18 protein-coding genes are annotated in these 25763 nt (G+C 60.3%); 7 read left to right on the top strand and 11 right to left on the bottom strand.

What is annotated here, in order from left to right; all coding sequences use genetic code 11:
- The first annotated feature begins 183 nt into the window (after positions 1–183).
- The 6 genes from FPT12_RS15545 to FPT12_RS15520 are packed head-to-tail and all read left to right on the top strand — an operon-like array spanning position 184 to position 10406.
- Positions 184–975 carry a YfaP family protein gene (locus FPT12_RS15545; RefSeq protein ID WP_145017272.1) on the top strand — a complete coding sequence of 264 codons (792 nt, stop codon included), beginning with the start codon at positions 184–186 and terminating at the stop codon, positions 973–975.
- A 51-nt stretch (positions 976–1026) separates the two neighbouring features.
- The gene (locus FPT12_RS15540) at positions 1027–2751 is read left to right on the top strand and encodes a DUF2138 domain-containing protein (RefSeq protein WP_145017270.1); all 1725 of its coding nucleotides are present in this window, start codon (positions 1027–1029) and stop codon (positions 2749–2751) included.
- Positions 2736–3386, top strand: a complete 651-nt coding sequence (locus FPT12_RS15535) for a DUF1175 domain-containing protein (protein WP_145017351.1) — start codon at positions 2736–2738, stop codon at positions 3384–3386. The genes FPT12_RS15540 and FPT12_RS15535 overlap by 16 nt, the downstream gene beginning before the upstream one ends.
- Positions 3383–7957, top strand: a complete 4575-nt coding sequence (locus FPT12_RS15530) for an alpha-2-macroglobulin (protein ID WP_145017268.1) — start codon at positions 3383–3385, stop codon at positions 7955–7957. Before FPT12_RS15535 ends, FPT12_RS15530 begins: the two co-directional genes overlap by 4 nt.
- Position 7958: 1 nt before the next feature.
- Positions 7959–9590, top strand: coding sequence for a DUF2300 domain-containing protein (locus tag FPT12_RS15525; protein WP_145017266.1), 1632 nt, complete (start codon positions 7959–7961; stop codon positions 9588–9590).
- A 3-nt stretch (positions 9591–9593) separates the two neighbouring features.
- A complete protein-coding gene (locus FPT12_RS15520; RefSeq protein ID WP_145017264.1) occupies positions 9594–10406 on the top strand; it encodes a YfaP family protein in 813 nt (270 codons plus the stop codon).
- 203 nt (positions 10407–10609) lie between these two features.
- Here FPT12_RS15520 and FPT12_RS15515 read toward each other — a convergent pair whose 3' ends face one another.
- On the bottom strand, positions 10610–11749 hold the full coding sequence (locus FPT12_RS15515) for a sensor histidine kinase KdpD (RefSeq protein WP_145017262.1): 1140 nt from the start codon (positions 11747–11749) through the stop codon (positions 10610–10612).
- A 252-nt stretch (positions 11750–12001) separates the two neighbouring features.
- Between FPT12_RS15515 and FPT12_RS15510 the strand changes: the two genes are divergently transcribed.
- Complete coding sequence (locus tag FPT12_RS15510; RefSeq protein ID WP_145017260.1) at positions 12002–17107, top strand: dermonecrotic toxin domain-containing protein; 5106 nt, start codon at positions 12002–12004, stop codon at positions 17105–17107.
- Between the two features lie 62 nt (positions 17108–17169).
- Here FPT12_RS15510 and ureC read toward each other — a convergent pair whose 3' ends face one another.
- The 10 genes from ureC to urtB all read right to left on the bottom strand — a co-directional run bounded on the left by ureC (position 17170) and on the right by urtB (position 25732).
- Positions 17170–18870, bottom strand: coding sequence for an urease subunit alpha (gene ureC, locus FPT12_RS15505; RefSeq protein ID WP_145017258.1), 1701 nt, complete (start codon positions 18868–18870; stop codon positions 17170–17172).
- Between the two features lie 76 nt (positions 18871–18946).
- Entirely contained in the window at positions 18947–19255 is a 309-nt protein-coding gene (locus FPT12_RS15500) for an urease subunit beta (protein ID WP_145017256.1), read from the bottom strand.
- Positions 19252–19785 carry a GNAT family N-acetyltransferase gene (locus tag FPT12_RS15495; RefSeq protein WP_145017254.1) on the bottom strand — a complete coding sequence of 178 codons (534 nt, stop codon included), beginning with the start codon at positions 19783–19785 and terminating at the stop codon, positions 19252–19254. The genes FPT12_RS15500 and FPT12_RS15495 overlap by 4 nt, the downstream gene beginning before the upstream one ends.
- 6 nt (positions 19786–19791) lie before the next feature.
- Entirely contained in the window at positions 19792–20325 is a 534-nt protein-coding gene (locus tag FPT12_RS15490) for a GNAT family N-acetyltransferase (RefSeq protein WP_145017253.1), read from the bottom strand.
- A 9-nt stretch (positions 20326–20334) separates the two neighbouring features.
- Complete coding sequence (gene ureA, locus FPT12_RS15485; RefSeq protein ID WP_003221215.1) at positions 20335–20637, bottom strand: urease subunit gamma; 303 nt, start codon at positions 20635–20637, stop codon at positions 20335–20337.
- A 52-nt stretch (positions 20638–20689) separates the two neighbouring features.
- The gene (locus FPT12_RS15480; RefSeq protein ID WP_145017251.1) at positions 20690–21529 is read right to left on the bottom strand and encodes an urease accessory protein UreD; all 840 of its coding nucleotides are present in this window, start codon (positions 21527–21529) and stop codon (positions 20690–20692) included.
- Positions 21530–21559: 30 nt separating this feature from the next.
- Positions 21560–22258, bottom strand: a complete 699-nt coding sequence (urtE, locus tag FPT12_RS15475; RefSeq protein ID WP_145017249.1) for an urea ABC transporter ATP-binding subunit UrtE — start codon at positions 22256–22258, stop codon at positions 21560–21562.
- Between the two features lie 26 nt (positions 22259–22284).
- Entirely contained in the window at positions 22285–23154 is an 870-nt protein-coding gene (gene urtD, locus FPT12_RS15470; RefSeq protein WP_145017247.1) for an urea ABC transporter ATP-binding protein UrtD, read from the bottom strand.
- Positions 23151–24230, bottom strand: a complete 1080-nt coding sequence (gene urtC / locus FPT12_RS15465; protein WP_145017245.1) for an urea ABC transporter permease subunit UrtC — start codon at positions 24228–24230, stop codon at positions 23151–23153. The genes urtD and urtC overlap by 4 nt, the downstream gene beginning before the upstream one ends.
- Positions 24230–25732, bottom strand: coding sequence for an urea ABC transporter permease subunit UrtB (urtB, locus tag FPT12_RS15460; protein WP_145017243.1), 1503 nt, complete (start codon positions 25730–25732; stop codon positions 24230–24232). Before urtB ends, urtC begins: the two co-directional genes overlap by 1 nt.
- Positions 25733–25763 lie beyond the last annotated feature (31 nt).

Genomic DNA, 25763 nt, shown 5'->3' with positions numbered 1-25763 from the left:
GCGGGCGTGATTCTCTCCGCAAATTTAGTTGTATCTGATTGTTAAAAACCGTCCATATCGCTAACCTTCGCGCTTTCTACGACCCAATAACCACGGGTCTTTCTGACGAAACGCAGTTTTTTTGATCCGTAACGCGCCGAGGATCGGGCGCAAGGTTTCGTTATGCATGGCAGGAGGCGTCACATGCGTTGTGTTCTTTCACTGCTGATCGCACTGGTCTGTGCATCGGCTGCCTGGGCGGGGCCCACGGCCGAAGTGTCGGAACCGGTGGGCGGCTGGCGCTATAACGGCCTGCTGGACCGCAGTGAAAACCCTCAAGTCGCCTATCCCACACCGCCCATCGATCGGGGCGTGCAGCGCAATCGCACGATGATCGAGGGTCAGCTCAAGGCCATTGGCACGCTGCGCGGGCCTCACACCCTTGCGGTCAACGGCAATCCCCTGAATCTGTACACCGATGACAACGGGCGTTTTACCCGCCCGTATGCGTTCGGCGCCGGTTCCAACAGCGTCGAAGTCCGCAGCTCCGAAGGCAAGTCGCTCAAACGCGTGCAATTCTATGAGGCGAATAACCTGCGCACCCCGGCGCGGATTCGCGTGGTGCTGGGTTGGGACGATCCGAAGGCCGAACTCGATCTGCACATCATTACTCCCGACGGCCAGCATGCGTTTTTCGCCCACACGACGTTGACCAACGGCGGCGGCCTTGACCCGGATGGTGTCGATGGCCCGGGCCCGGAAATGTTCACCATGACCGCTCCGATGCATGGCACCTATCTGGTTTACGTGAACTATTGGGGCAACTTCGGCAGCGGCGGCTATAACTTCGAGGAATCCAGCAACCAGAACGAGGTAATCACCTCGCAGATCAACCTGGTGCTCAACGAAAACACCGTCGACGAAAAACGCGAGACGTTCATCGTGCCCTTGCGGGCTATCGGTGATCTGTTACTGGTCAAGACTTTCAACTATTGAACATCCCGCACCACGGATGAATTGCTGAGCTTTGGGAACATGAGCGTGAACATGAGCGATAACACGATTTCACCAGCCGATTCCCCGGCCGCCGGCGCACCTGCGGCCAACACCTCTCGTCGTTGGCCGGCGCTGCTGATCGGGCTGTGCCTGGTGGTCGGCGTGGCGGGCGGGTTGGGGTGGTTCATGCACAAGCCCAAGGCGCCGCCTGCGCAGTTGGCCAGTGACAAACTGGGCATGAGCCGGCCGGACGGTTTGCTGGAAACCCGTTCCTTGAGCCAGTTGCCCAAGGACTTGCTGACGGTGCCATTTCTCAAGGAAACCCTGACCGAAGATTTCGTCTTCTATTACGAAGCCCATGCGGACCGCCTCGGATTGATCGGCAGCCTGCGCCGGATCATTTACGAGCATGACCTCAAGTTGCAGGACAGCCTGATCGAGCAGCTATTCGATCAGGCGGCGGACGTGGCGCTGTGGCGTGGGGCGGATGGTCGCCTGAAGGACTTTCTGTTGGTGATGGATCGCGGTGGCCTGGCCAAGGTGCTGGAGCCGTTGGCTAAAGTGGCGCTGGATGATTCGCAGTTGAGCCAGCTCGGCGAGATGAAAGTCGCCGGCGATGTGGTGCCGGTTTATCAACTCACCTACAACGCCGGCAAAGCCCTGGTGTTTGCTTCTCACGGCGACAAACTGGTGGTGCTGTCCAACCCGCGCAAGCTGTATGACATGGGCCACGGTCCGACCGACGAGCACGGCATGGTCTCGACCCAGGCGCTGGAAGCACTGCTGGGGGGTGAAAAACTCTTCCCCGAAGCCTTTGGGCTGCAACCTAAAGCCCCGGAGGTCAAACAACGCCTCTCGGTCAACTCCAGCGTATTAGCCATGGGGTACCAGCGCTTCATCCCGAACTTCGCCGGGTTGCGTTTCGACTTGGACGACAAGGGCTGGCACAGTTTCCTGGCCATGGATGAGCTGGAAAACCAGCCGGACTTCGATTTCAAACCGATCTGGCAAGCCATGCCCATGGGCGCCAGCGCCTGCGTGGCTCTGCCGCTGGCCGCCGAACAACAAAAACCGCTGCTGGTGAAACTCGGCGCCGAGGAAGCGGTGGCCCAGGCCCTGACCGACTATGTGGCCGGTGCCGCCGGCCTCTGCTGGTACGCCGACTCACGGTTGTACACGCCGTTGCTGGTCGCCAGCCTGAATGACAAGGGCAGTGCCAAGCTCGACGGTGATCTGGGCAAGCTGTTTGGTTCGATGGTGGGCGCCTATGAACGCAACGTCGCCGAGCACGCTTTTGCGGTGGTCGAGAAACAGGAAGGCGAAACCCATCGGTGGCAGCGCCAGGTCAGCTCCAACTTTGGCCAATACCCGGCCAAGGCTGCCGAGCAGCCTGGCGCAATCAGTGGCAAGGCGTTCCTGCGGGTGAGTCTGGCGCGGCACGGCTCGACGCTGTTGTTCTCCCTCGACGACACACTGGTGGACAAGGCCCTGGGCACCCTCGACAAACGTTTCCCGCCACTGGCCGACGTGTTGCCGAAAGATCAGCTGACGCCGCTCTACTTCGGCCCGGATTCCATGGCACAGCTGATGCAGCGGGAAACCCTGGATAGCCTGCCGCAAGACATGGAGCCGGTTTTCTACAACGCCGCGCAAACCTACCTGATTCCGAAACTGCGTACGCTCGGCGGCTATGGCAAATACGCCCTGACGTTGCCCAAAGGCAGCGAGCCCGATGGCCACTGGCAATGGCTGCCGCTGGAATGGAAGGCCCTGTGACGGCACTCATCCGAGGCCTTGGCCTGCTGGCGTTGCTGCTCGGCACGCGGGCGTTTGCCAGCGAAGCCGCGCCGCTAGACCCGCAGCAATCCCAGGTCTTTCGCGCCTGGTTCGTGCGCATTGCCCAGGAACAACTGACCCAGGGCCCGAGCCCGCGCTGGTTTCAGCAGGACTGTGCCGGGCTGGTACGTTTCGCCGCCAACGAAGCGCTGAAAGTCCACGATGACAAATGGCTGCGTAGCAATGGCCTGTCCAATCGCTACCTGCCGCCGGAACTGCAATTGAGCGACGCCCAGCGCGGCCTCGCCCAGCAATGGCAGCAGGGCGGCGGCAAGGTCGGGCCTTACGTCAACGCCATCAAGCTGATCCAGTTCAACAGCCATCTGGTGGGCCGCGACCTGGCCCAGGCCCGGCCTGGTGATCTGATGTTTTTCGATCAGGGCGACGACCAGCACCTGATGATCTGGATGGGCCGCTACATCGCCTATCACACCGGCACCACCACCCCAACCGACAACGGCATGCGCTCCGCAAGCCTGCAGCAACTCATGACATGGAAGGACACCCGATGGATTCCCGACGCAGCCAACCCCAACTTCATCGGCGTCTATCGACTGAACTTTCTCTCCCAATGATCGGTGCCCGCATGTTGCGCATTTGTTCAAGACTGCCCCTGTTGTTGGCCTTGCTGGCCCCTTTGGCCACGGTCAATGCCGATGATTCCGTCGAGCCCAGCGGCTACACGGCGGTGGCCGGTGAAAGTTTTTTCCTGTTGGCCGACAGCAGTTTTGCCAGTGACGAGCAGGCGATGGTTCGCCTCGAAGCACCGGGCCGCGACTATCGCCGGTACCGCATGGAGCCCTACGGCGGCGCGGACATTCGGGTCTATCGGATCGACAAGCCGCTGGATTTCCTCAAGCGTCAGAAAAACCTGCACCGCGTGGTCAGCGACGGCCAGTTCAAGGGCGAAGGCCTGTCGAACACCCTCGCCTACCTGTGGGACAGCTGGTACCGCAAATCCCGTCGGGTGATGCAGCGAGCGTTTTCTTACGAGTCTCGCAAACAGGTCACCGAGCAAGTGCCGGAACTGAAGATGGGCAGCGCCATCGTCGCGCGCACGCCTTACGACGCGCAGCCGCAATTTGCCTTGATTCCGGGTTTGCCGGTGGTCAGCCAGTTTCGTTATCCGCTGTGGGAGGCCAAGCCGATCCAGCCGCCTGCGGGTGTGAACCTGGCGGGTTCTTCCAGCGAGTTCATCAGTGTCGCGCCGGGTAACGTCTACATCCCGTTGGGTCATCTGAAGCCGGGGCTGTATCTGGTGGAGGCGCTGATCGGCAAGTACCGTGCGACCACCATGGTGTTCGTCTCCAACACCGTGGCCGTGAGCAAGATTGCTGGCGATGAACTGCTGGTCTGGGCTGCACGCAAACATGAAGGCAGTTCGGTGCCCAAGGTCAATGTGCTGTGGACCGATGGCCTGGGTGTCATGAGCAGTGGCGCCACGGATGCCGATGGATTGCTGCGCCTGAAACACGTCAGCCCGGAGCGTTCGTTCGTGATCGGCGAGGACGAGGAGGGCGGTGTTTTCGTCTCCGAGAACTTCTATTACGACAGCGAAATCTACGACACCAAACTCTACGCGTTCACCGACCGACCGTTGTACCGGCCGGGGGATTGGGTGTCGCTGAAAATCGTCGGTCGCGAGTTCAAGAACGCCCGGGATTCCGTGACGCCGACCGCGGCTGACGTCAACGTGACAGTGCTCGATGCCACCGGCGCGGCGCTGCAATCGCTGGCGCTGAAGCTCGATTCCAAGTCCGGCACTCAAGGTCGTTTCCAATTGCCGGACAACGCGGTGGCGGGCGGTTATGAGCTGCGTTTCAGTTACAAGGATCAGGCCTACAGCAGTGCCTTCCGCGTCGCCGAATACATCAAGCCGCACTTCGAGATTTCACTGAACCTGGCCAAACAGGATTACCGCACTGGCGAACCGGTGAAGGGCAGCCTGGTGCTGCTGTACCCGGATGGTAAACCGGTGGCCAACGCCAAGTTGAGCCTGAGTCTGCGCGCCCAGCAACTGTCGATGGTCGACAACGAGCTGCAGTACCTCGGGCAATTCCCGATTGAGCTGACCAGCACCGAACTGACCACCGATGCCAAAGGCAACGCCACACTCGAGCTGCCGGCCGCCGAGAAACCGAGTCGCTACATGCTCACGGTGTTCGCCAGCGATGGCGCGGCGTATCGGGTCAAGACCACCAAGGAAATCCTCATCGACCGTGGTGCCGCCAGCTTCCGTTTCAGCGCACCGCATCGCTTCAGCGCGGTCGGCGACAAGGTTACGTTTAGCTACGCTAACGAAGGTGGCAGTGAGCAAAGCAAAGCCGTCACTGCGAGCAGCTACAGCTGGGTACGCCTGGAAGACCAGACCACTGGCGACGGCAAACTCACACCGAAAGACAAAGGCTTCAGCCTGGACTTCGACCGTCCGGGTACTTACAACCTGACGTTGAAGGATGACCATGGCCGCGTGGTTGGCGCCACCGGTCATTCGGTTACCGGCGATGGTGTCAAAGCCGTGCCGGGCACTGTGGAAATCGTCCTCGACAAACCCGAGTACAAGGCTGGCGACGAAGCGCTGGCGTTGATCACTTTCCCTGAACCGGTCAGCGATGCACTGCTGTCCCTGGAGCGGGACAAGGTCGAGGCCACGGCGCTGCTGTCCAAGGGCGGCGACTGGCTGAAGATGGAAAAACTCAGCGAAACCCAATACCGCGCGCGGATTCCGGTGAAGGATAACTTCGCGCCGAACCTGACCTTCTCCGTGCTCTACACCAAGGGCGGTCAGTACAGCTTCCAGAACGCTGGCATCAAGGTAGTTACGCCGCAAATCGACGTGGCGATTGCCACCGACAAAGAGGCGTATCAGCCGGGCGATACCGTGTCGGTTGACCTGACCACTCAGTTCGCCGGCAAGCCAATTGCGGCACACCTGACGGTCAGTGTCGTCGACGAAATGATCTACGCGCTGCAACCGGAAGTCGCGCCGACCATTGACCAGTTCTTCTACCACCCGCGCCGCAACAACGTGCGCACCAGCGCCAGCCTGTCGTTCATCAGCTACGACGTGGCACTGCCGGGCAGCCCGGGTGCGCCGGGTAAGGCCAACCGCAGCGAACGGGGCGTGAAAGTGCTGGAGCGGCCGCGTCGTGAAGATGTCGACACCGCCGCATGGCAGCCAGAACTGGTGACCGACGCCAACGGCAAAACCCGCTTCACCTTCAAAATGCCGGACTCGCTGACCCGCTGGCGCATCACCGCCCGGGCCATCGCCGATGACGGTCAGGTTGGGCAGAAAAAGCAATTCGTGCGTTCGGAAAAACCGCTGTACCTGAAGTGGAGCGGCCCGACCAAATTCCGTACCGGCGACAAACCGGATCTCGGTGTATTCGCTTTCAGTCAGGCCGGGAAACCGGTCAAGGCTGAGCTGGTGATTCATTACGGCGGCACCGATCAGCGTGTGCCGGTGAGCCTGAACAACGGCATCAACTACATTGCGCTACCCGCCTTCGCATTGACCAGTGGCGAGTGGACGGCAGAGCTGGTGCAGGACGGCAAAACCGCCGACGCGTTAGCCGTGCGCCTGACCGCGACCGGTGAAGGTTGGCAGGTAACCCAGAGCCAAGTGGTGGACGCGCTCAGCGGTGATACAACGCTGACCTTGCCGGCAGACGCCAGCGATATTCGCCTACGCCTGGATGACAGTGCGCAAGCGTTGTTCCGTTCGGCCCTCGATGATTTGCTCAGCTATCCGTACGGCGGCGTTGAGCAGACGGCCAGTCGTTTGCTGCCGCTGAGCATTGCCTATCCATCGCTGTCGTCGAACCCGCAGGTTCGTGATCGCTTGCGCCTGATCATGCAAAACAGCCGTCTGCGCCTGGTGCAAATGGCGGGTCCGTCCGCGAGCTTCACCTGGTGGGGCCAGGACGGTGAGCCAGATGCATTCCTCACCGCTTACGCCTATTACGCCGACTGGTACGCCAGCAAAGCACTGGAACTGAGCTTGCCGCCGGAGCATTGGCAGCAGGTGCTTGAGGTCTATTCCAAACAGGCCAAAAACACGCCACTGTTGCAGCGCGCGCTGATCCTGTCGTTCGCCAAACAGATGCAGTTGCCGGTGAACACCTTGCTCAGTGGTTTGATGGATGACCTGGTGAAGGCCGGCGACGGCAATGCCGTAAATCTGATGGACGATGGCGAAGACAGCATCGTGATGAGCGATCCGGATTCGGCGCTGGGGTTGGCGGCGGCGCGTGCGTTGACGGCTTCTTTGGCCAAGCAGTCCAAAGTGGCTCTGCCGGATGCGTTCAATCGCCAGTTGCCGGATGCGCAACAACGATTGGCCGTGAGTTCGCAGCCATTCGCCGAAGCATTGAACCTGTCGCTGCAAACCTTCGATCAGGCTCACGCGGCAGCGTTGTTGCAACGTCTGTTGCCACAGCAATCGACCCTGGAACGCGCCTTGGCGCTGACCTGGTTGCAACGCAGCATCGAGCAGGCTTCGCCGACCATCGCCCTGGCACCGGGTGATGGCTGGAAGAAACGCTACGGTGATACCGGCGAAATGTACTGGACGTGGCAGGGCGCCTCGCCCGTGCCGGCCGTGTTGTCGCTGACCGGAACACAAGAACGTCCGTTGCGTGCGGCGCTGAGCTATCAGACCAGGCAACCGGCAATCGACCCGATGGCCGTGACCATCACCCGTCGCCTGTCGCGACTGGTGCCGGGGGACGAAGCGTTCGAATTCAAACTCGAAGCGGTCGGCACCAAGCCGTTGTCCAGCGACAGCCTGTACCTCGACGAAGTGATCATCACCAGCAAAACGCCGAAGCCGCTGCGCTACGGCATGATCGAAGTGCCGCTGCCACCGGGCGCGGATGTCGAGCGCACCACCTGGGGCATCAAACTGATGGGCAAGGCTGGCACCGAACCGACGGCACTGGAGAAGGCGCGTTTCGAGCCGGGGCAGATGGCCTACGCGATTCCGGTCGATGCCCTGAGCGGTGAATTGCGCCTGCGTCATCTGGTGCGCTTCTCGCAAAAAGGTCAGTTCAACCTGCCGCCGGTACGCTTCACCCAGGTCTATGCGCCACAGCACCAGGCCCTGGAACAGAAGCCGGCCCTCGGCCAGATCACGGTCAACTGACATGGCCCGGCCTCTGCTCTGGTGGCTGCTGTGTCTGCTCCCTGCGCTGGCCACGGCGCAGGACGAACCGCTGCGCCTGGCCTTGAAGGGTGAGTTGCTGCAGTTGAGCCGGACTCAGGTGATGGCGCGCGAGCCGTTGCCGCAGACGTTGCAGACGCCGTTGGGGAGTGTGTGGAAGCTGTTCGTTTACGGGTGGCTGGTCGATACCGGCGCTCGTGAGTCGGCCTATGAGTGTCGCGGGCGGTCAAAAGAGGAAGTGTATTGCTGCAGCGCTGGCGGGAGTATCGGGCGGGATCAGGCGTTGGTGAAATCGTGCGGACTGTATTTCGAGCCGCAGCGGATGGGCATTACTGCCGCAGGTTGGCGGGACTATTGGCAGGCGCGTCAGGCGCCGGAGTGGTTGCTGGATTTGCCGTCGTTGCAGCCGCAAACCCGGGTTTCGGTGGCTGAGTTGTTAAAGGCCCTGGCGCTGATGCCGGCGCAGGATCAGGCCCGTCGAGTGTTGCTGGATGTGGTATTGAACGCCGCTGACGGCAATGCCGTGGGTGAGCTCGGTGGCCGCCTGCGAGTGAAAACCTGGAGTTGGCTGGGGGATCAGGATCCTTCGTCGCGTCAGGGCGGGTTCGCTGGATGGCTGGCGGACGGAACGCCGATCTGGGCCGGTGGGCGGGGCACCAGCCAGAAGGTCCTGCGCAACTACGCAGAGGCCCTGTCCAGGGTGTTGCCGTCCACTTGGCCTGCGCAAGCGGGGCGATGCGTCGAAGTCGGCCTGTTCTCCCGCTATCCACTGCAACGCGTGCTCTCAGGTGATCGCGTGGCGCCCCCCGGCCTCCTGCAGGGCGACTACCGCGTCGAGTTCGCCAACGGTAATCAACTCGACATCCACAGCGATGGCGAGCTATTTCTATTGAAGGACGGCCCTTCACAAAAGCTGGTCGCCCGCCTGGACCGCGAAGAATACGTCGCCCGCGTTCTCCAGCGCGAAGCCAGGCCCGAACCCGCCGAAGCCGCCAAAGCCCTGGCCGTCGCGATCCGCACCTACCTGCTGCAAAACGCTACGCGCAACGGTGACTGCCTGAGCATCGACGACAGCAGCAGCCGTCAGCGCGTCGCCCCACGCCCGGCCACGGCAGACTCGCGCAACATAGCCGCCTGGACCAGCGACCTGGTCCTCGCCGGCAGCACCGTCACCTACCACTCAGACCAGTCGGGTGCCGACAAACTCTCCTGGCAGCAAGCCGTTGAACAAGCCAGCGTCGGCCAGCGCTACGACGCGATCCTGCTGCACGCCTACCCGCGCGCCAGCCTCAGCCGTTGGGACAATCCCGTCGCCTCCTGCGAGGCCCTGCCCGCCGCGCAAGACTGGCTACTGAGCCAGCGCCGCGGCTGGCGCCAACGCCTTGAAAGCGAAATCGGCTACAACGAAGTCAGCACCTTCGCTGTCTGCCGTCTCGCCTTCGGTCGCCCCTATGTCGACCGCGAACGCCAGCGCATTTACGTGCGCGGCGTACTGTCGCTACAGGATCGCCTCGACCTGACTCACGAATACCTGCACCTGGCCTTCGATGCACACCCCAACGGCCAGGACGAAACCTACATTGAAGGGCTCGCCCGCCACCTTTTACTGGAATAGGCCATGAAACATTGTTATCCACAGGTCATCCTGTTCCTCTGCTCCTTGACTGCGTTGCCTATGGCGATGGCAGCCGACACCGTCAAACTCGACACCCCTGTCGGCGGCTGGCGCATCGGTGCCTCCGAAGGTGAAGGCGAAAACTTCCGTCAGACCGTCAACTACCCGGCTTCCTCGGTCAACACCCCGGTGGGCCAGGCCAACACCGCTCGCATTGCCGGTCAAATCAAAGCCACTCCCAAGCGCAACGAGCCCGGAAAACTCATCGTCAACGGCGTCAGCATGCCGCTGAAACTCGACCCCGCCGGACATTTCGACCGCCCGTTTTCATTCCCCAATGGCAGCAATAGCGTCGAAGTCCGCAGCCCGGACGGTCAGCAACGCCACCGCACTCAATTCCTCCACCTCAGCGGCGGTGCTACCCCGGCCAAACTGCGGGTCCTGTTGTCCTGGGACAGCGATAACACCGATCTGGATTTGCACCTTATCACCCCTGATGGCGCACACATCTGGTACGGCGACCGCGTGGCGCCCAATGGCGCAGCGCTGGATGTCGACGTCACCACCGGATACGGGCCGGAGATTTTTTCCATGCCGGCGCCGATCAAGGGGCAATACCTGGTGTATCTGAATTACTTTGGAGGCGGCTTTCGCAGTGGTGGGGAGGGCCAGGAGGATGCTGTTCAGCCGCTGACGACGGCGCAGGTGACGGTGATTACGGAAGAGGGAACGCCTGACGAGAAGATGCAGACTTTCGTCGTGCCGATGCGGGCAGTGGGGGAGTTGACGTTGGTTCGGGGGTTCAGTTATCCGTGAGGAGGGTATTGTCAGTGGTTTGTCTGTGGCCACAAAGCGCGGCGGACTTAATCGCTCAGACAATGAGACTCTCAAATAGAGCGCCGTCTGGGCCGGTTGCCCCCTGGAACCCCTCCCGAAATGAGCCCGCCAAGGGATTTGGCAGGCAACCATCTCCGGCCTGAAACTGCTGGAAGTGAGACGCTTCAGTGCGATTTAAATTGCTATGAAACCACCCGCGACACCCTCGGCAACACCACGCTGAACGTCGTGCCTTCGGCCTCACTGGAGCTGACCTCGATCGTGCCCTGGTGTGCGTCCACCACTTGTTTGACGATGAACAGGCCCAGCCCGAGGCTGGTGGAAGGGCCGGCGAGATCTTCGCTGGAACTGCGTACCAGTGGGTCGAAAATCGTCGGCAGTGCGTCGGCGGGAATCGGGTCGCCATGGTTGTGCATGGTCAGTGTCACCTGATCTTTTTCTCCCACGATTCTCAGCGTCACAGGGTGTCGATTGGCCCCGTGCTGCAAGGCATTACCGACAAGGTTCTGCAGCAGTTGGCCGAGGCGCGTGCGGTCCCAGATGCCATGGGCGTCGCCTTCGACTATCAGTTGTGCATTGCAGTCCGGCTGTCCGGCGCCGGCTTCGTCCAGCGCAGCTTTTGCGGCGGAGGCCAGGTCCATCGGTGCCGGTTCGATCGGCAGGCTGCTGCCCAAGCGGCTGCGCACCAGTTCCAGTAAATCGCTGACCATCGCCGCCATGTGCCGGGCGCTGCTCTTGATGCTTGTCACATAGGCCAGGGCGTCGGTGTCCAGTTTGGCCTTGCGTAGCAGCATCTCGGTGGACATGTTCACCGCCTGCAAAGGTGTGCGCAGGTCATGACCCAGAATAGCCAGGAAGATGTCACGTGAACGATTGACCTGCTCGGCGTACGCTGCGGTGGACTCGGCCAGGGCTTCGTCGATGGCTTCGTTGAAACGGATCATGTCCTGCAAGTACGCCACGTCCGGTGACTCCAGGCTGTTGACCCACAGGCGAATCACGCTGGCTCGCAAATGGCGGAACTCAGAGGTCATCTGCACCAGATCAAACCCCACGTTATGCCGAAGCTCGCCATGGCTGGCCGCGGCCTTGTCCAGGCTTGGCGTCTTTTCCGGGCCTTCACCCCTGGCCTTGGCCGCTTGTTCGCGGGCGGTCTGGGTGGTGCTCATGTCACGGGAAGCGGCCAGCAGGATTGACGTGGCGTGGTCGCGCAGGAGTGTTCGGTCCATGGAATCAGGATCGGGGGCTAGGGTTCTGGCGAATTGCTCCCATTCATCGACGATGCGGTCGATGTGAATCACGATGAATTCGGATAGACGCATCACCGGCTACCTGAGCGTTATCTGCAAGACAGTATGTCGCCTACATAGTAGCCCCTTTGGCTTCGAAAAAAACTACCGCTGGTGCGGCGGCACAACCCGGTTTGTTTTGGGCTGTATTTATATATTGATAGTTCTTTGATTTTCGAAGTGTCTGTGCCTCTGGCAATGTTTATTTAACGGCTATTTAGTCTTTTATTTTGAATGCTTGTGAATAAGCTGTTGGTTCCACTACTGACTTCAGGTTGTTGAGTAATGTCTGATTTGCAAGGAAGCCATACACAAGAGTATTTATCTGTTTTAAAGCCGGATAATAAGGGTGTTCATTACGATCGGGGGACACAGGTTATTCCTCGGGCACTAAGAAACGCACCGCCGGCACGCCTTGAACCCCTCCTGGAGTTGAAGGCGAGTGTGCCGGACTGGTACATGAAAGCGCGGGAGAGTGATCGCCAACATTTAAAAGAACTGGTTGAAGAACGCTGGCGCTTGCAGGGAGAACTGGATCAGGTTCTCGGTGATCTGCAACACGATATCAATGCCTTTGCCGAACCCCTGCTCAGCCAGGCATTGAAGACGAACTTCAATACCTCCGAGGATCCAAATAACCTTTCACTGCATCTGTATGTGCCGAGCAAGATTGCTGTTGGCATTGATAACGGCGCCAGTGTTATCCGCCGCTCCTCGTTGCTGGCGGCGGCGCTGCACAACTTCGAAGAGCCGGAAACACGAGACGGTGCCTTCAGAAGCGGTTCTGGCGTTTACCGCAACGACGCTCAAGGCGCACTGCAACGCGACAAGGACATTACACCGGAAAACTTTGCAGCCCTGTGTCGCAGGCTGGACATTGGCGGGCACTATCAAACTCATATCAAAGCGCGCTTGGAACCGCAGGATCCTTATGCCAGGCGTATCCTGACGGCGCGCTCGATCGCCAGTGAGAAAGCCGCACTCAAGTCGTCTGCTTTTATTTCCCGCTTGAAAGGCGATATCAGTGCTCATGCCTATGACAGGCTACGAGAGGTGATCGAGGATAAAGCAGCTATCCAGCTTTATGATCATCCCCTGCACAGTCACCGTTTATCCCTGATGGGGTTCAGGTTGACGGGGGTCGTACTGTTTAGTGCAGTGGCTAAACCGTCGAAAGTGAAAACGGCCATCGAGGCTCTAACTCCGCAAAGCCTGAAGTTCTGGCTTGACTGGTCTCAACGCATACCTTTTTTGCCGGGGCAGGAGTATGAAAAATACAAGATGCTCCAGGCCTTTTTTGCCAATGGTCCGCAAGGCGTGGTGGATGAAGTCCTTCGTAAGGAAGACATTTATCAACAGAGCCGGTTGACCGGACCGCTGATCGCTTATGTACCGGATGATCCGGACCATCCGTTGCGGGAATACAGCTCTCTGGCCGATTTTATGAGTGAGCTGATCAGCCAGTTGCGTGTTGCGGACTATCAGGAGTTTTTCAGCCGGTTTGTGGCACAGAAGGACAAGGGACGTTTTTTTGCCCGAGTCAACGAGCGCCTTAAAACCATTACCTGGCAGCAACGCGACCCTCTGGATATGGGGCCATGGTGGCGTGAAACAGCGATCGAGAACCCTGATGCAGAGCCGATCACCAACGTCATTAGCGGCGATCTGTGGGATACGCTGTTCCGTGAACGCCGGGACAAGGCCATTACTGACGCACGTCACATTGCTGTGCCGACTGACGATGAGGATGCAACAACCCGTTGGAAGCGGTTGACCAGTTACCTGGACATTGGCTGGAATGTGTTCAATTTCGCTGCAATGCTGGTGCCCGGGCTGGGCGAAGCGATGCTGGGGGTCATGGTCGGGCAAATGCTTGCGGACCTGGCTGAGGGCATCGAGGACTGGAGCAAAGGCGACAGGGAGGAAGCATCGGCGTACCTCAATGGCGTATTGATCAACTTTGCACAGCTGGCGTTGATGGGCGCAGGACATGTATTGCCGTCGAAAAATGTTGTACCGATCAAAACATCGTCCTTCATCGATCAACTCAAACCCGTGCAAATCAACGGTGAGGAACGGCTCTGGAATCCGGATCTGACGGCTTACGAACACCCCGCAGTATTGCCCGAAGACGCTCAGGCGAACGGTTTGGGTATCCATCGACATGAAGGTCAGAATTTGCTGCCACTGGATGGCAAAAACTATGCAATTACCCAGGACGTGGAGACCGGGCAGCATCGCTTGCAGCACCCGACTCGGCCCGAGGCTTATCAGCCTGTCGTTGAGCATAACGGAGCCGGCGCCTGGAGGACCGAAATCGACCAACCGCTGGCCTGGGACAAGGCGCGCTTGATGCGGCGGCTAGGCGCTTCAGCAGAGGAGTGGCCGGATGAAACGCTTGAGCAAATCCTGACCGTGGCTGGCGTATCGGAGGACGCGTTGCGACGGTTGCATGTCGAACTCGACCCGCCGCCGGTCATGCTGACCGATACGCTCAAGCGTTTCAGGCTGTATGCCGAGGCCGGCGAGGTAGGCCAGCAGATACTGGCCGATCAGGTGCCCGAGACGTTGATGGAGAATGTCGCGCGCTTAATGACCGACTTGCCTCGCTGGCCGGAACACCGGGCCGTGGAAGTCTTCGATGGCCCTGAGTTGAAGGGCGCGTCAACCATCATCGGCAACATCGACGCAACGATTGCGGATCGAATCAAGCTGACCCGTGCCGAATTCCGGGCTGGTCAGTTGCCGTGGCGCACTCTGGAAACCCTAAACGAACAGGAAGTTCACGAGCTGCTTGGGCAAGCAATATCCAGCAAAAAAGAGCTGCGTGTTCAGGCGTTGAAGGAAAGCCTGGCAGGCGAGGCTACGAAAAAACGCAAGCAGCTGTTTGAGGGCCTGTACAAACAACACGAGGACGCCAGCGCGGCGCAGGTCCACCGGTTAACCGATGCCTATCCGCAATTGCCGAGCGCTGTCGCCGAACGTCTGTTGCAGGATGCCACCCCGGGCGACCTGAAACACCTGGCGGAAAAGCAGACCCTTCCCTTGCGCTTGCGCGAACAGGCTCGCCAGGCTGAGCACCGTGTGCGCGTGAGCCGCGCCTATGAAGGACTTTATCTCGAGGGACTGGAGAACAACGATACGCGAAGGTTAGAGCTGGCGTCGCTGGCCACTCTGCCGGGTTGGTCAAGCGATGTACGCATCGAAATTCGTGAGTTTTCCTTCACCGGCAAGCTTCACGCCAGTGTCGGTCCCGAGAGCGCTCCAATTCGCAAAGTGCTGATTCTTGAAGATGAGGGCGGTTATCAGGCCCGCGATGAGACGAATCAGCATTTGCACGGTTCGGATGATTTTTATGCTTCGCTGTTGCGTGCGTTGCCGGACAACGAGCGCAAGGCCCTGGGGTATGACATTTTCGAGGGTGAGCGGCTTAAGTTTGATCTGCAGCGCTCGCCGCTCGATGCCGAGCAATTCGAATCGGCTTTGAGTGATCACCCGGTGCGAAAACCGACTTACGATCCTGAAGCGATGCGTCTTCGTGGCGGTATGCCCGGATACCGCGGGATCGCCGATGAGTCGTTGCTGCGGCGTCGGGTCGGCTCTCTTTATCCAGGATTTTCCGACGAACAGATTGGACAGGTGCTGGGGCCGGTGGCCGAAGCGGCCGAGGCGCGTGTCAGTGCCCTGGAAGCAGAGTTCAATCAACTGAACACAACGCTGCAACGCTGGATGGACTCTCCGACATTGCACAACCGCTTCGGCCCGTTGGGGGTGGTGGAGTGGGATTCTCGAAACAGGCTCTACAGGGCGATCAGGCAATGCTGGCAAAGAACGGGGCCGTCAGGCATCGAGGCCCCGGGCATCATCGGTGCGCAGCATCTTGATCTGGACGATATCTCGATGGGCCGGCACCTTGCGACCTTCCCGGAACTGACCGCCAATTTTGATCATGTCACAAGCCTGAGCATGCGTGAAACCAACATCCTCAGTAGCCAAGGGCGGTTTCTCGAGAAATTCCGTGGGCTGCGCTCGTTGGACCTGGGCGGTAACCTGTTAAACCGGTTACCGCCGGTCATCGGTGACCTGCGTCATTTGACCAATTTGTGGCTGGATCACAATCAAATCGTGCTGACCCAACAAGCGGTTGCGCGTCTGAGAGGCTTGACTCGATTAGAGCTTCTGGTCTTGCCCGGCAATCCATTAGGACGTGTGCCTGACATCAGCCAGATGCCAAGACTGGCCGTTCTCAATCTTCAGGAAACCGGCATTGACCAATGGCCCGTCGGACTGTTTGGCAAACCCCGTCCGCGTCATATCTACCTGAATCTCAAGCTCAACCGATTGGCAGAAATCCCGGACATTGCACCGGGGTCGTTCCGTGCGGAACTGCTGGGCCGGACCATCGTCAGTCGTGAGCCTGAGTGGATGTCACCGAGCGTTCTGGAAAAGTTGAAACACTATATGGAATCTGTCGGCATGGACCCGCAACGTCCCTATCCGCCTCGAGGGTTGCAGGACAGCCTTAAATGGGCAGAGGGCATGCCGGAATCCTTGTTCAAGGAAAAGTTGATCATCTGGGACGAACTTGAAGACGAGATCGGCTCGGAGAAATTCTTTGATGTCATACGACGGCTGACAGAATCGGCTGACTTTAATACTCCGGGAACGCCCTATCGCAGCGAACTGACCGCCAAGGTCTGGCGAATGCTCGAGGCGATGTACAACGATGCGGAACTGCGCGAAACGGCGTTTTCCGAATCGGTTGTAGCCACCGAATGTTCCGATGGTGCAACCCAGCTATTCAATGCACTGGGAGTCAAGGTACTGGTCAAGGAGGCTTACGCGCTGGAGAACCCGGCCCTTGTCGAGGCTGAACTGGTGGAGTTGGCCAGGGGCAAGACTCGACTGGATGAAATAGGCGCCATTGCGCGTCGTCGCATCGCCGAACGTTATGCGAGCGGGGAGAGACTCAGGGTTGTCGATGCCAACGGCGACGTCACGGGGACAATCGACGAAGTGGAAGTTCAATTGGCCTACATGACTGATCTGGCGGAAAGTCTGGACCTGCCGTGGCAATCGCGTGGCATGTTGTTCAGGGCAATCGCCAAGGTTGAGCCAGCGATGATCAAGGCTGCTCGTCTGCATGTGCTGGGGCTTGAGCAGGGTGACCTGCTCGCGGAAGGCATTCTTGAGCAGGCGTTCTGGAAGTCCTACCTGGAAAATACTTATCGCAGTGAGTTCGACCAGCTGAAACTTGAAATGCAGGGTGCGGACGAAATGGACGAATTCACCGCCATCAAGAATCTGGAAAGAACCTTGACGAAGCAAGCCATCGAGCGTGCAAAACTGCAAAGGACCGAGATACCGTTCACGGTTGAGCCCGCTAGTTGATTGATGTGTTGACCCGCCCCGAATGCGACGCCGCATTCGGGGCTTTTTTATTCAAGAGTCGGTTAAAACAAAAAATAACGCTGTGCCATGGGCAAGATTTCGGCTGGCTCGCACCACAACAAAATCCCATCGGCTTTCACTTGATAGGTCTGCGGATCGACATCGATGTTGGGCAGATAGTCGTTGTGGATAAGGTCGTTTTTTTGCACCTCGCGGCAACCTTTGACCACGGCGATTTTCTTTTTCAGGCCCAGCGCTTCGGGAAGGCCCGCATCCTGTGCTGCCTGGCTGATAAAGGTCAGGCTGGTGGCGTGCAACGAACCGCCGTAACTGGCGAACATCGGTCGGTAATGCACCGGTTGCGGTGTGGGGATCGAGGCGTTGGCGTCGCCCATCAGGCTGGCCGCAATGGCGCCGCCCTTGAGGATCAGTGTCGGCTTCACACCGAAAAACGCGGGGCGCCAGAGCGCCAGGTCGGCCCATTTACCCACTTCGATCGAGCCCACTTCATGGCTGATGCCGTGAGTGATGGCCGGGTTGATGGTGTACTTGGCGATGTAGCGTTTGACACGGAAGTTGTCGTTACCCTCGCCATCACCTGCCAGTGGGCCACGCTGCTTTTTCATCTTGTCGGCGGTTTGCCAGGTGCGGGTGATGACTTCACCGACGCGGCCCATGGCCTGGCTGTCGGAGCTGATCATCGAGAACGCGCCGAGGTCGTGAAGGATGTCTTCGGCCGCAATCGTCTCGCGGCGGATACGGCTTTCGGCGAAGGCCACGTCCTCGGCGATGCTCGGGTCCAGGTGATGGCAGACCATCAGCATGTCGAGGTGTTCGTCGATGGTGTTGCGGGTGAACGGCCGGGTCGGGTTGGTCGAGCTCGGCAGCACGTTGGCAAAACCGCAGGCCTTGATGATGTCCGGCGCGTGGCCGCCGCCGGCCCCTTCGGTGTGGTAGGTGTGGATGGTCCGCCCCTTGAACGCGGCGAGGGTGGTTTCGACGAAGCCCGACTCGTTGAGGGTGTCGGTGTGAATCGCCACCTGCACGTCGAACTGGTCGGCCACGTTCAGGCAGTTGTCGATGCTCGCCGGTGTGGTGCCCCAGTCTTCATGCAGCTTGAGGCCAATGGCGCCGGCCTTGACCTGCTCGATCAACGGCTCCGGCAGGCTGGCGTTACCCTTGCCGGTGAGGCCGATGTTCATCGGGAACGCATCGGCCGCTTGAAGCATCCGCGCCAGGTGCCACGGGCCGGAGGTGCAGGTGGTGGCGTTGGTGCCCGTTGCCGGTCCCGTGCCGCCGCCGATCATGGTGGTGACGCCGCTCATCAGCGCTTCTTCGATCTGCTGCGGGCAGATGAAGTGGATGTGCGTGTCGACTCCGCCGGCGGTGAGGATCATGCCTTCGCCGGCAATCACTTCGGTGCTGGCGCCGACTGCGATGGTCACGTTCGGCTGGATGTCCGGGTTGCCGGCCTTGCCGATGGCGGCGATGCGCCCGTTCTTGAGGCCGACGTCGGCTTTGACGATGCCCCAATGGTCGATGATCAGCGCGTTGGTGATCAGCGTGTCGACCACTTCCGCCGCCAGTAACTGGCTCTGACCCTGGCCGTCGCGGATCACTTTGCCGCCGCCGAACTTCACTTCTTCACCGTAGGTGGTGAAGTCTTTTTCGACTTCGATCCACAGCTCGGTATCGGCCAGGCGGACCTTGTCACCGACGGTGGGGCCGAACATGTCGGCGTAGGCTTGTCTTGAGATTTTCATGCGTGAGCCTTCAGATTGATCGTTCCCACGCTCTGCGTGGGAATGCCGCCATGGACGCTCTGCGTCCGCCGTTCAGTTAGTCGAGGTTGCCCATGATCCTGCCGGCAAACCCGAACACCCGGCGATGCCCGGCCAGGTCCACCAGTTCGACCTCGCGGCTCTGTCCCGGTTCGAAGCGCACGGCGGTGCCGGCCGGGATGTTCAGGCGCATGCCTCGGCTGGCGGCACGGTCGAATGTCAGGGCGTCGTTGGTTTCGAAAAAGTGGTAGTGCGAGCCGACCTGAATCGGCCGGTCGCCACTGTTGGCCACGGTCAGGCTCAGGGTGCGCCGGCCGGTGTTGAGCTCGATGTCGCCGGGCTGGATCTGATATTCGCCAGGAATCATTCGGGTTGTCCCAGGGTCTTGTAGTAGATGGCGGTCGGGGTGTAACGACCGTCCGGGCTTTGGCAGTAGTTCGGCAATTCACCGACACGGGTATAACCCAGGGACTGATAGAACGCTTCGGCCGCTGAGCCGGCTTCGGTGTCGAGGTACAGCAGGCCACGTTTGTGTTGGCGTGCGCCAAGCTCCACAGCATTCATCAGTTGTTGAGCAAGACCGCGTCGCCGCGTGTCATGGCGCACCTGCAGCTTTTGCACTTCGGCGCGATTGCGGCCGTTGGCTTTCTGGCACAGGCCCAGTTGTACGCTGGCCAGGACCTTTTCATCGTGAACCACTACCCACAGCAACAGACTGCCGTCCTCAAGCCCGGCCTGGACACTGTTGATGTAGGCGCGGGCCTGGGCATCATCAAGGTCGGCCATGAAACCGATCGAGGCACCGTGCTTCACGGCGTCAAACAGCAAATCGATCAAGCCCTGACGGTAGTGCGCAAAGCTTTCGGTGTTCACGCGTCGCAGTTGGGCAGTGTTCATGAGGTATCACTCCTTGTTGGCGACAGGCGGCTCCGCGCCCGGATTGAGGACCAGCTGCATGAAGGTCAGGTCGAGCCAACGGCCGAACTTGGTACCGACTTGCGGCATGTGCCCGGTGGTGGTGAAGCCGACCCGTTCGTGCAGGCGAATCGAGGCGGCGTTGCCGCTTTCGATGGCGGCGACCATCACGTGTTTATTGCAGCCCCTGGCGCGTTCGATCAGCACGTCCATCAGCTGCGGGCCGAGGCCATTGCCGCGCTGATCGCTGCGCACGTACACCGAATGTTCGACGGTGTGACGGAAACCGTCGAACGGCCGCCAGTCGCCAAACGAGGCGTAGCCGAGCACGCTGTTGTCGGCATCGACAATCACCAGAACAGGGTAGCCCTGGGATTGCCGGGTGCTGAACCAGGCCTGGCGGTTAGCGAGGTCCACGGCCTGCTCGTTCCAGATCGCAGTCGTATTGAGGACCGCGTCGTTGTAGATGTCGCGGATCGCCGGCAGGTCGGCGTATACGGCATCACGAATGTGATAAGTCATGGCGCAGCCTCAGACGATGGGTTGGTGGACGGTGACCAGTTTGGTGCCGTCGGGAAAGGTCGCCTCGACCTGGATCTCCGGGATCATTTCCGGGATGCCTTCCATCACCTGTTCGCGGCTCAGCAGGGTGGTGCCGTAATGCATCAGTTCGGCGACCGTCTGGCCGTCACGTGCGCCTTCGAGCAGCGCCGCGGAGATGTAGGCCATCGCTTCCGGGTAATTGAGTTTCACGCCACGGGCCAAACGCCGCTCGGCGACCAGGCCGGCGGTGAAGATCAGCAGCTTGTCTTTTTCGCGTGGGGTCAGGTCCATTTGGAATCCGTCAGGGCAGTTTTGTGAGTTTTTGCGGGTGAGGGGTGGTTCTTTAGGTGCTCCAGATTCTGGGGGGGACTGCTTCGCGGCCGAGCAGGGCCGGGCGCAGTAACTTCCACAAATCAATCAACCAGCCTCGCGCCAGCAACGCTTCACTGGCCAGGCAACGGGCGACTAACAGCCCCGGCAACTGCGTCAGATCCCCGCGCACGTCATTGGGCAGCGTGCGGCAGGTCTCCAGTAAATCGCTGTCGATTTCACCCGTCACCAGCAACGTCGCAAACACCGGCTGGCCATCCAGCCCTATTGGTGAAGCAAGCAAACCGTCGTCCCCGACAATGCGCTGGCGTTCGTGCCAGAGCAACTGGCCGTCGCGGCGGATGTCCAGCTGTGACTGAAAGTGCCCGTGCTCGAAGCGTTCGCCGCTGGCCGGGCGACCCAGCGCCACCACGTCCCAATAGAGCAGCCGCGCGTCACCTTGCAGTTCAATCGAAGTACTGAGTTCAGCCTGGGCGGCGCTGAACACGATGGTTTCTTGCGGCAGCCACTCCAGCGTGGCACCGGCGGCGACGTTCAAGTCGAGTTGCTGGTAGGCCGGCCCGGCGGCGCGATACCACTTGGCAGCGCCAGGGCTGGTCAGCTGTGCCCAGGCGTCGGCACCGACGCAGGCCGTAATGTCCAGCCGATCACCACCGGCAATGCCGCCCGGTGGGTGGACGATGATGTGCTGGCACACCTCGGGGCCTTCGGCGTACAGGTGCTTTTGCACCCGCAGCGGACCCTTGTGGCGGCGCTGGACCGGGCGCGTGCTGTCGCCGAATCGGGCGTAGCCGAGTTCCAGCTCGGCGTGCCAGCTAGGGGTAAACGGGGCAGTGAAGACAGGTAAATTCATAGTTTCTAATTATCGTCAGGACGCTTCAGCCTAGATCGTAACCAGCCCGCGCACACCCTCGGCTTCCATATTTTCTCCGCGACCTTGCTGGACAATCTCGCCCCGGGACATCACCAGGTATTGATCGGCCAACTCAGCGGCGAAATCGTAGAACTGCTCGACCAGCAGGATTGCCATGTCACCCCGTGCTGCGAGCTTTTTGATCACCGCGCCAATCTCCTTGATCACCGACGGCTGAATGCCTTCGGTCGGCTCGTCGAGGATCAGCAAGCGTGGCCGACTGGCCAGTGCGCGACCGATGGCCAATTGTTGTTGCTGACCGCCCGACAAGTCGCCACCGCGGCGTTGCTTCATTTGCAGCAAGACCGGGAACAGCTCATAGATGAAGGCCGGGACTTCCCTGGCCTCGTTGGCGCCAAAACGAGAAAGCCCCATCAGCAGGTTTTCTTCCACCGTCAGCCGCGCGAAAATCTCCCGGCCTTGCGGCACGTAAGCGATGCCGGCATGAACCCGTTGATGCGGCTTGAACGAGGTGATCGGTTTGCCTTCCCAATTCACCACGCCTTCTTTGGCTGGTAACAGACCCATCAGGCATTTGAGCAAGGTGGTCTTGCCGACGCCGTTGCGCCCGAGCAGGCAGGTGACTTCACCGACCTTCACCTCAAAGCTCAGGCCCCGCAGGATGTGGCTACCGCCGTAGTACTGGTGCAGCTTGTCGACTTGCAGCATGTTCAAATTCTCCCTCAATGATCGCGTTATCGGCCGAGATAGACCTCGATCACCCGCTCGTTGTCCTGCACCTGTGCAAGCGACCCTTCGGCCAGCACGCTGCCCTGGTGCAATACGGTGACGTGGTCGGCAATCGAGCCGACGAAGCTCATGTCGTGCTCCACCACCATCAGCGAATGCTTGTCGGCCAGGTTTTTGAACAGCTCGGCGGTGAATTCGGTTTCGGCGTCGGTCATGCCCGCCACCGGTTCATCGAGCAGCAGCAGTTGCGGGTCCTGCATCAGCAACATGCCGATTTCCAGAAACTGCTTCTGCCCGTGCGACAGTAGACCGGCCGGGCGATTGACCGAGCTGGTCAGGCGAATGGTCTCCAGCACCTCGCAGATGCGATCTTTCTGTTCGCCACTCAGGCGAGCCCGCAGGCTGGCCCACACCGACTTGTCGGTTTTTTGCGCCAGTTCGAGGTTTTCAAACACGCTCAAGGCTTCGAACACCGTCGGCTTCTGGAACTTGCGGCCGATCCCGGCCTGGGCGATCTGCACTTCACTCATCCGTGTCAGGTCCAGGGTTTCACCGAACCAGGCCTTGCCGTGACTGGGCCGGGTCTTGCCGCTGATCACGTCCATCAACGTGGTTTTGCCGGCGCCGTTGGGGCCGATAATGCAGCGCAATTCGCCGACACCGATGTACAGGTTCAAGGCGTTGAGTGCCTTGAAACCATCGAAGCTGACGCTGATGTCTTCAAGTGTGAGGATAGTGCCGTGGAGGGTGTTCAGGCCTGAGCCGACGCGTTGGCCGAGGCCGATGGCGTCGCGGCTGCTGCCGGCGTCCTTGTTGGGCTCCGGTGGAAAAAAGACTGGTTCGAGCATGAACTCGGCTGTCGGTGTGATTCTCATTGTTCGCCCCTTTTCTTCAGCAAACCGATCACGCCTTTGGGCAGGTACAAGGTCACGACGATGAACAGCGCGCCGAGGAAGAACAGCCAGTATTCGGGAAAGGCCACGGTGAACCAGCTCTTCATGCCATTGACCACACCCGCGCCGAGCAGCGGCCCGATCAACGTGCCGCGCCCGCCGAGCGCGACCCATACGGCGGCTTCGATGGAGTTGGTCGGCGACATTTCGCTGGGGTTGATGATTCCGACTTGCGGCACATACAGCGCACCGGCCAGACCGCACAACACCGCACTCAAGACCCAGACAAACAGCTTGAAACCGCGTGGGTCGTAGCCGCAGAACATCAGACGGTTTTCCGCGTCGCGCAGGGCGGTCAGTACCCGGCCGAACTTGCTTTGCGCCAGGCGCCAGCCGATGAACAGGCTCGCCACCAGCAACAGCACGGTGGCGGCGAACAGCACCGCGCGAGTGCCCGGTTCAGTGATGCCGAACCCCAGAATCGTGCGGAAATTGGTGAAGCCGTTGTTGCCACCAAAACCGGTCTCGTTGCGGAAAAACAGCAGCATGCCGGCGAAGGTCAGGGCCTGGGTCATGATCGAAAAATACACGCCCTTGATCCGCGAGCGGAAGGCGAAGAAGCCGAACACCAGCGCCAGCAAACCCGGTGCCAGCACCACCAGGCACATTGCCCAGATAAAGTTGCTGGTGCCGGTCCAGTACCACGGCAGTTCGCTCCACGAGAGGAAGGTCATGAACGCCGGCAGGCCATCGCCCGAGGCCTGGCGCATCAGGTACATGCCCATGGCATAGCCGCCGAGGGCGAAGAACAGGCCATGGCCGAGCGAAAGCAAACCGGCGTAACCCCAGACCAGATCCAGCGCCAGAGCGACGATGGCGTAGCAGAGGATTTTGCCGACCAGTGTCAGTGTGTAGGCTGAGACGTGAAGCGCACTGTCGACAGGCAGCAATGACAGCAACGGCATCGCCAGTAGTAGCGCGAGAATCACCGCACCCACTGCGATCGTGATTTTCGGACCGGCCTTTTGCGTGGCCGTAAGCATCAGGGGCTGGTTCATCAGTCGATCACCCGTCCTTTGAGTGCGAAGAGTCCTTGCGGGCGTTTCTGAATGAACAGAATGATCAGCGCGAGGATCAGGATCTTGCCGAGTACGGCGCCGATTTGTGGTTCAAGAATCTTGTTGGCGATCCCCAGGCCGAACGCGGCGAGCACGCTGCCGGCCAGTTGACCAACGCCACCGAGCACCACCACCAGGAACGAGTCGATGATGTAGCTCTGACCGAGGTCCGGGCCGACGTTGCCGACCTGGCTCAGGGCCACGCCGCCAAGTCCGGCGATGCCCGAACCGAGGCCGAAGGCGAGCATGTCGACGCGCCCGGTGGGCACACCACAGCAGGCGGCCATGTTGCGGTTCTGGGTGACCGCGCGCACGTTCAAGCCGAGGCGGGTCTTGTTCAGTAGCAGCCAGGTCAGCACCACCACACACAGTGCGAACGCGATGATCACGATGCGGTTGTATGGCAGCACCAGATTTGGCAGTACCTGAATCCCGCCCGAAAGCCAGGCCGGGTTCGCCACTTCGACGTTCTGCGCACCGAACAACAAACGCACCAGCTGAATCAGCATCAGGCTGATGCCCCAGGTGGCGAGCAGGGTTTCCAGTGGTCGCCCGTAGAGGTGACGAATTACCGTGCGCTCCAGCGCCATACCGACGCCGGCGGTGACAAAAAATGCCACCGGCAAAGCGATCAGCGGATAGAACTCGATCGCTTGCGGGGTGAAGCGCTGAAACAGCAACTGCACCACATAAGTGGAGTAAGCCCCGAGCATCAGCATCTCGCCGTGGGCCATGTTGATCACCCCAAGCAGGCCGAAGGTGATCGCCAGACCGAGGGCCGCCAACAGCAGGATCGAACCCAGGGACATGCCACTGAAGGCCTGGCCGAGGAGCTCGCCGATCAGCAGTTTACGTTTGACTTGCGCCAGGCTGGTTTCGGCAGCCGTGTGCACCGAGGTGTCGGCTTCGACTCCGGGTTGGAGCAAGCCTTCGAGGCGGGTGCGGGCCAGCGGATCGCCGGTTTCACCCAGAAGGCGCACTGCGGCGAGGCGCACGGCCGGGTCGGTGTCTACCAGTTGCAGATTGGCCAACGCCAGGCTCAGGGCGGCGTGAACGCTTGGGTCTTTTTCGCCAGCCAGTTGCTGATCGAGGAATGCAAGCTGCGCAGGTTTTGCGCTTTTTTGCAGTTGTTGCGCGGCACTCAAACGCACTTTGGTGTCAGCGGCGAGCAGTCGGTGGCTGGCCAGCGCCGTGTCGATCAAGCCTCGCAGACGATTGTTCAGGCGCAGGGTCCTGGCTTCGCCGTCGACGGTCAACTGGCCTTGTTGCAGGGCGTTGATCAGTTCGATGCGGGCCGGGTCGGGTTGCGCGGCCCAGGTTTCCAACAGCTTGGCTTGCTGCACCGGATTGGCCGCAACGAAGTCTTCGGCGTCCCCGGCATGGGCGGCCATCGGCAACAGCAGTGCGAGGGCGAGGATGAAGCGGTAAAGGGCAGTGGGCATGTCATTGGCCTTGCGCGGTCAATGTGGGAGC

Origin of the sequence: Pseudomonas sp. H3(2019) (assembly GCF_007713465.1) — a bacterium.
Classification (GTDB): Bacteria; Pseudomonadota; Gammaproteobacteria; order Pseudomonadales; family Pseudomonadaceae; genus Aquipseudomonas.
This window is presented reverse-complemented; position numbering and strand designations above follow the sequence as displayed.

What these genes read in the sequence shown, in the direction of transcription:
- FPT12_RS15480 (WP_145017251.1), bottom strand. Translation starts at nt 21,529, where the DNA reads ATGAATTTACCTGTCTTCACTGCCCCGTTTACCCCTAGCTGGCACGCC.
- ureA (WP_003221215.1), bottom strand. Translation starts at nt 20,637, where the DNA reads ATGGACCTGACCCCACGCGAAAAAGACAAGCTGCTGATCTTCACCGCC.
- urtB (WP_145017243.1), bottom strand. Translation starts at nt 25,732, where the DNA reads ATGCCCACTGCCCTTTACCGCTTCATCCTCGCCCTCGCACTGCTGTTG.
- urtC (WP_145017245.1), bottom strand. Translation starts at nt 24,230, where the DNA reads ATGAACCAGCCCCTGATGCTTACGGCCACGCAAAAGGCCGGTCCGAAA.
- urtE (WP_145017249.1), bottom strand. Translation starts at nt 22,258, where the DNA reads ATGCTGCAAGTCGACAAGCTGCACCAGTACTACGGCGGTAGCCACATC.
- FPT12_RS15520 (WP_145017264.1), top strand. Translation starts at nt 9,594, where the DNA reads ATGAAACATTGTTATCCACAGGTCATCCTGTTCCTCTGCTCCTTGACT.
- FPT12_RS15535 (WP_145017351.1), top strand. Translation starts at nt 2,736, where the DNA reads ATGGAAGGCCCTGTGACGGCACTCATCCGAGGCCTTGGCCTGCTGGCG.
- urtD (WP_145017247.1), bottom strand. Translation starts at nt 23,154, where the DNA reads ATGAGAATCACACCGACAGCCGAGTTCATGCTCGAACCAGTCTTTTTT.
- FPT12_RS15525 (WP_145017266.1), top strand. Translation starts at nt 7,959, where the DNA reads ATGGCCCGGCCTCTGCTCTGGTGGCTGCTGTGTCTGCTCCCTGCGCTG.
- FPT12_RS15510 (WP_145017260.1), top strand. Translation starts at nt 12,002, where the DNA reads ATGTCTGATTTGCAAGGAAGCCATACACAAGAGTATTTATCTGTTTTA.
- ureC (WP_145017258.1), bottom strand. Translation starts at nt 18,870, where the DNA reads ATGAAAATCTCAAGACAAGCCTACGCCGACATGTTCGGCCCCACCGTC.
- FPT12_RS15515 (WP_145017262.1), bottom strand. Translation starts at nt 11,749, where the DNA reads ATGCGTCTATCCGAATTCATCGTGATTCACATCGACCGCATCGTCGAT.
- FPT12_RS15540 (WP_145017270.1), top strand. Translation starts at nt 1,027, where the DNA reads ATGAGCGATAACACGATTTCACCAGCCGATTCCCCGGCCGCCGGCGCA.
- FPT12_RS15530 (WP_145017268.1), top strand. Translation starts at nt 3,383, where the DNA reads ATGATCGGTGCCCGCATGTTGCGCATTTGTTCAAGACTGCCCCTGTTG.
- FPT12_RS15495 (WP_145017254.1), bottom strand. Translation starts at nt 19,785, where the DNA reads ATGAACACTGCCCAACTGCGACGCGTGAACACCGAAAGCTTTGCGCAC.
- FPT12_RS15545 (WP_145017272.1), top strand. Translation starts at nt 184, where the DNA reads ATGCGTTGTGTTCTTTCACTGCTGATCGCACTGGTCTGTGCATCGGCT.
- FPT12_RS15490 (WP_145017253.1), bottom strand. Translation starts at nt 20,325, where the DNA reads ATGACTTATCACATTCGTGATGCCGTATACGCCGACCTGCCGGCGATC.
- FPT12_RS15500 (WP_145017256.1), bottom strand. Translation starts at nt 19,255, where the DNA reads ATGATTCCTGGCGAATATCAGATCCAGCCCGGCGACATCGAGCTCAAC.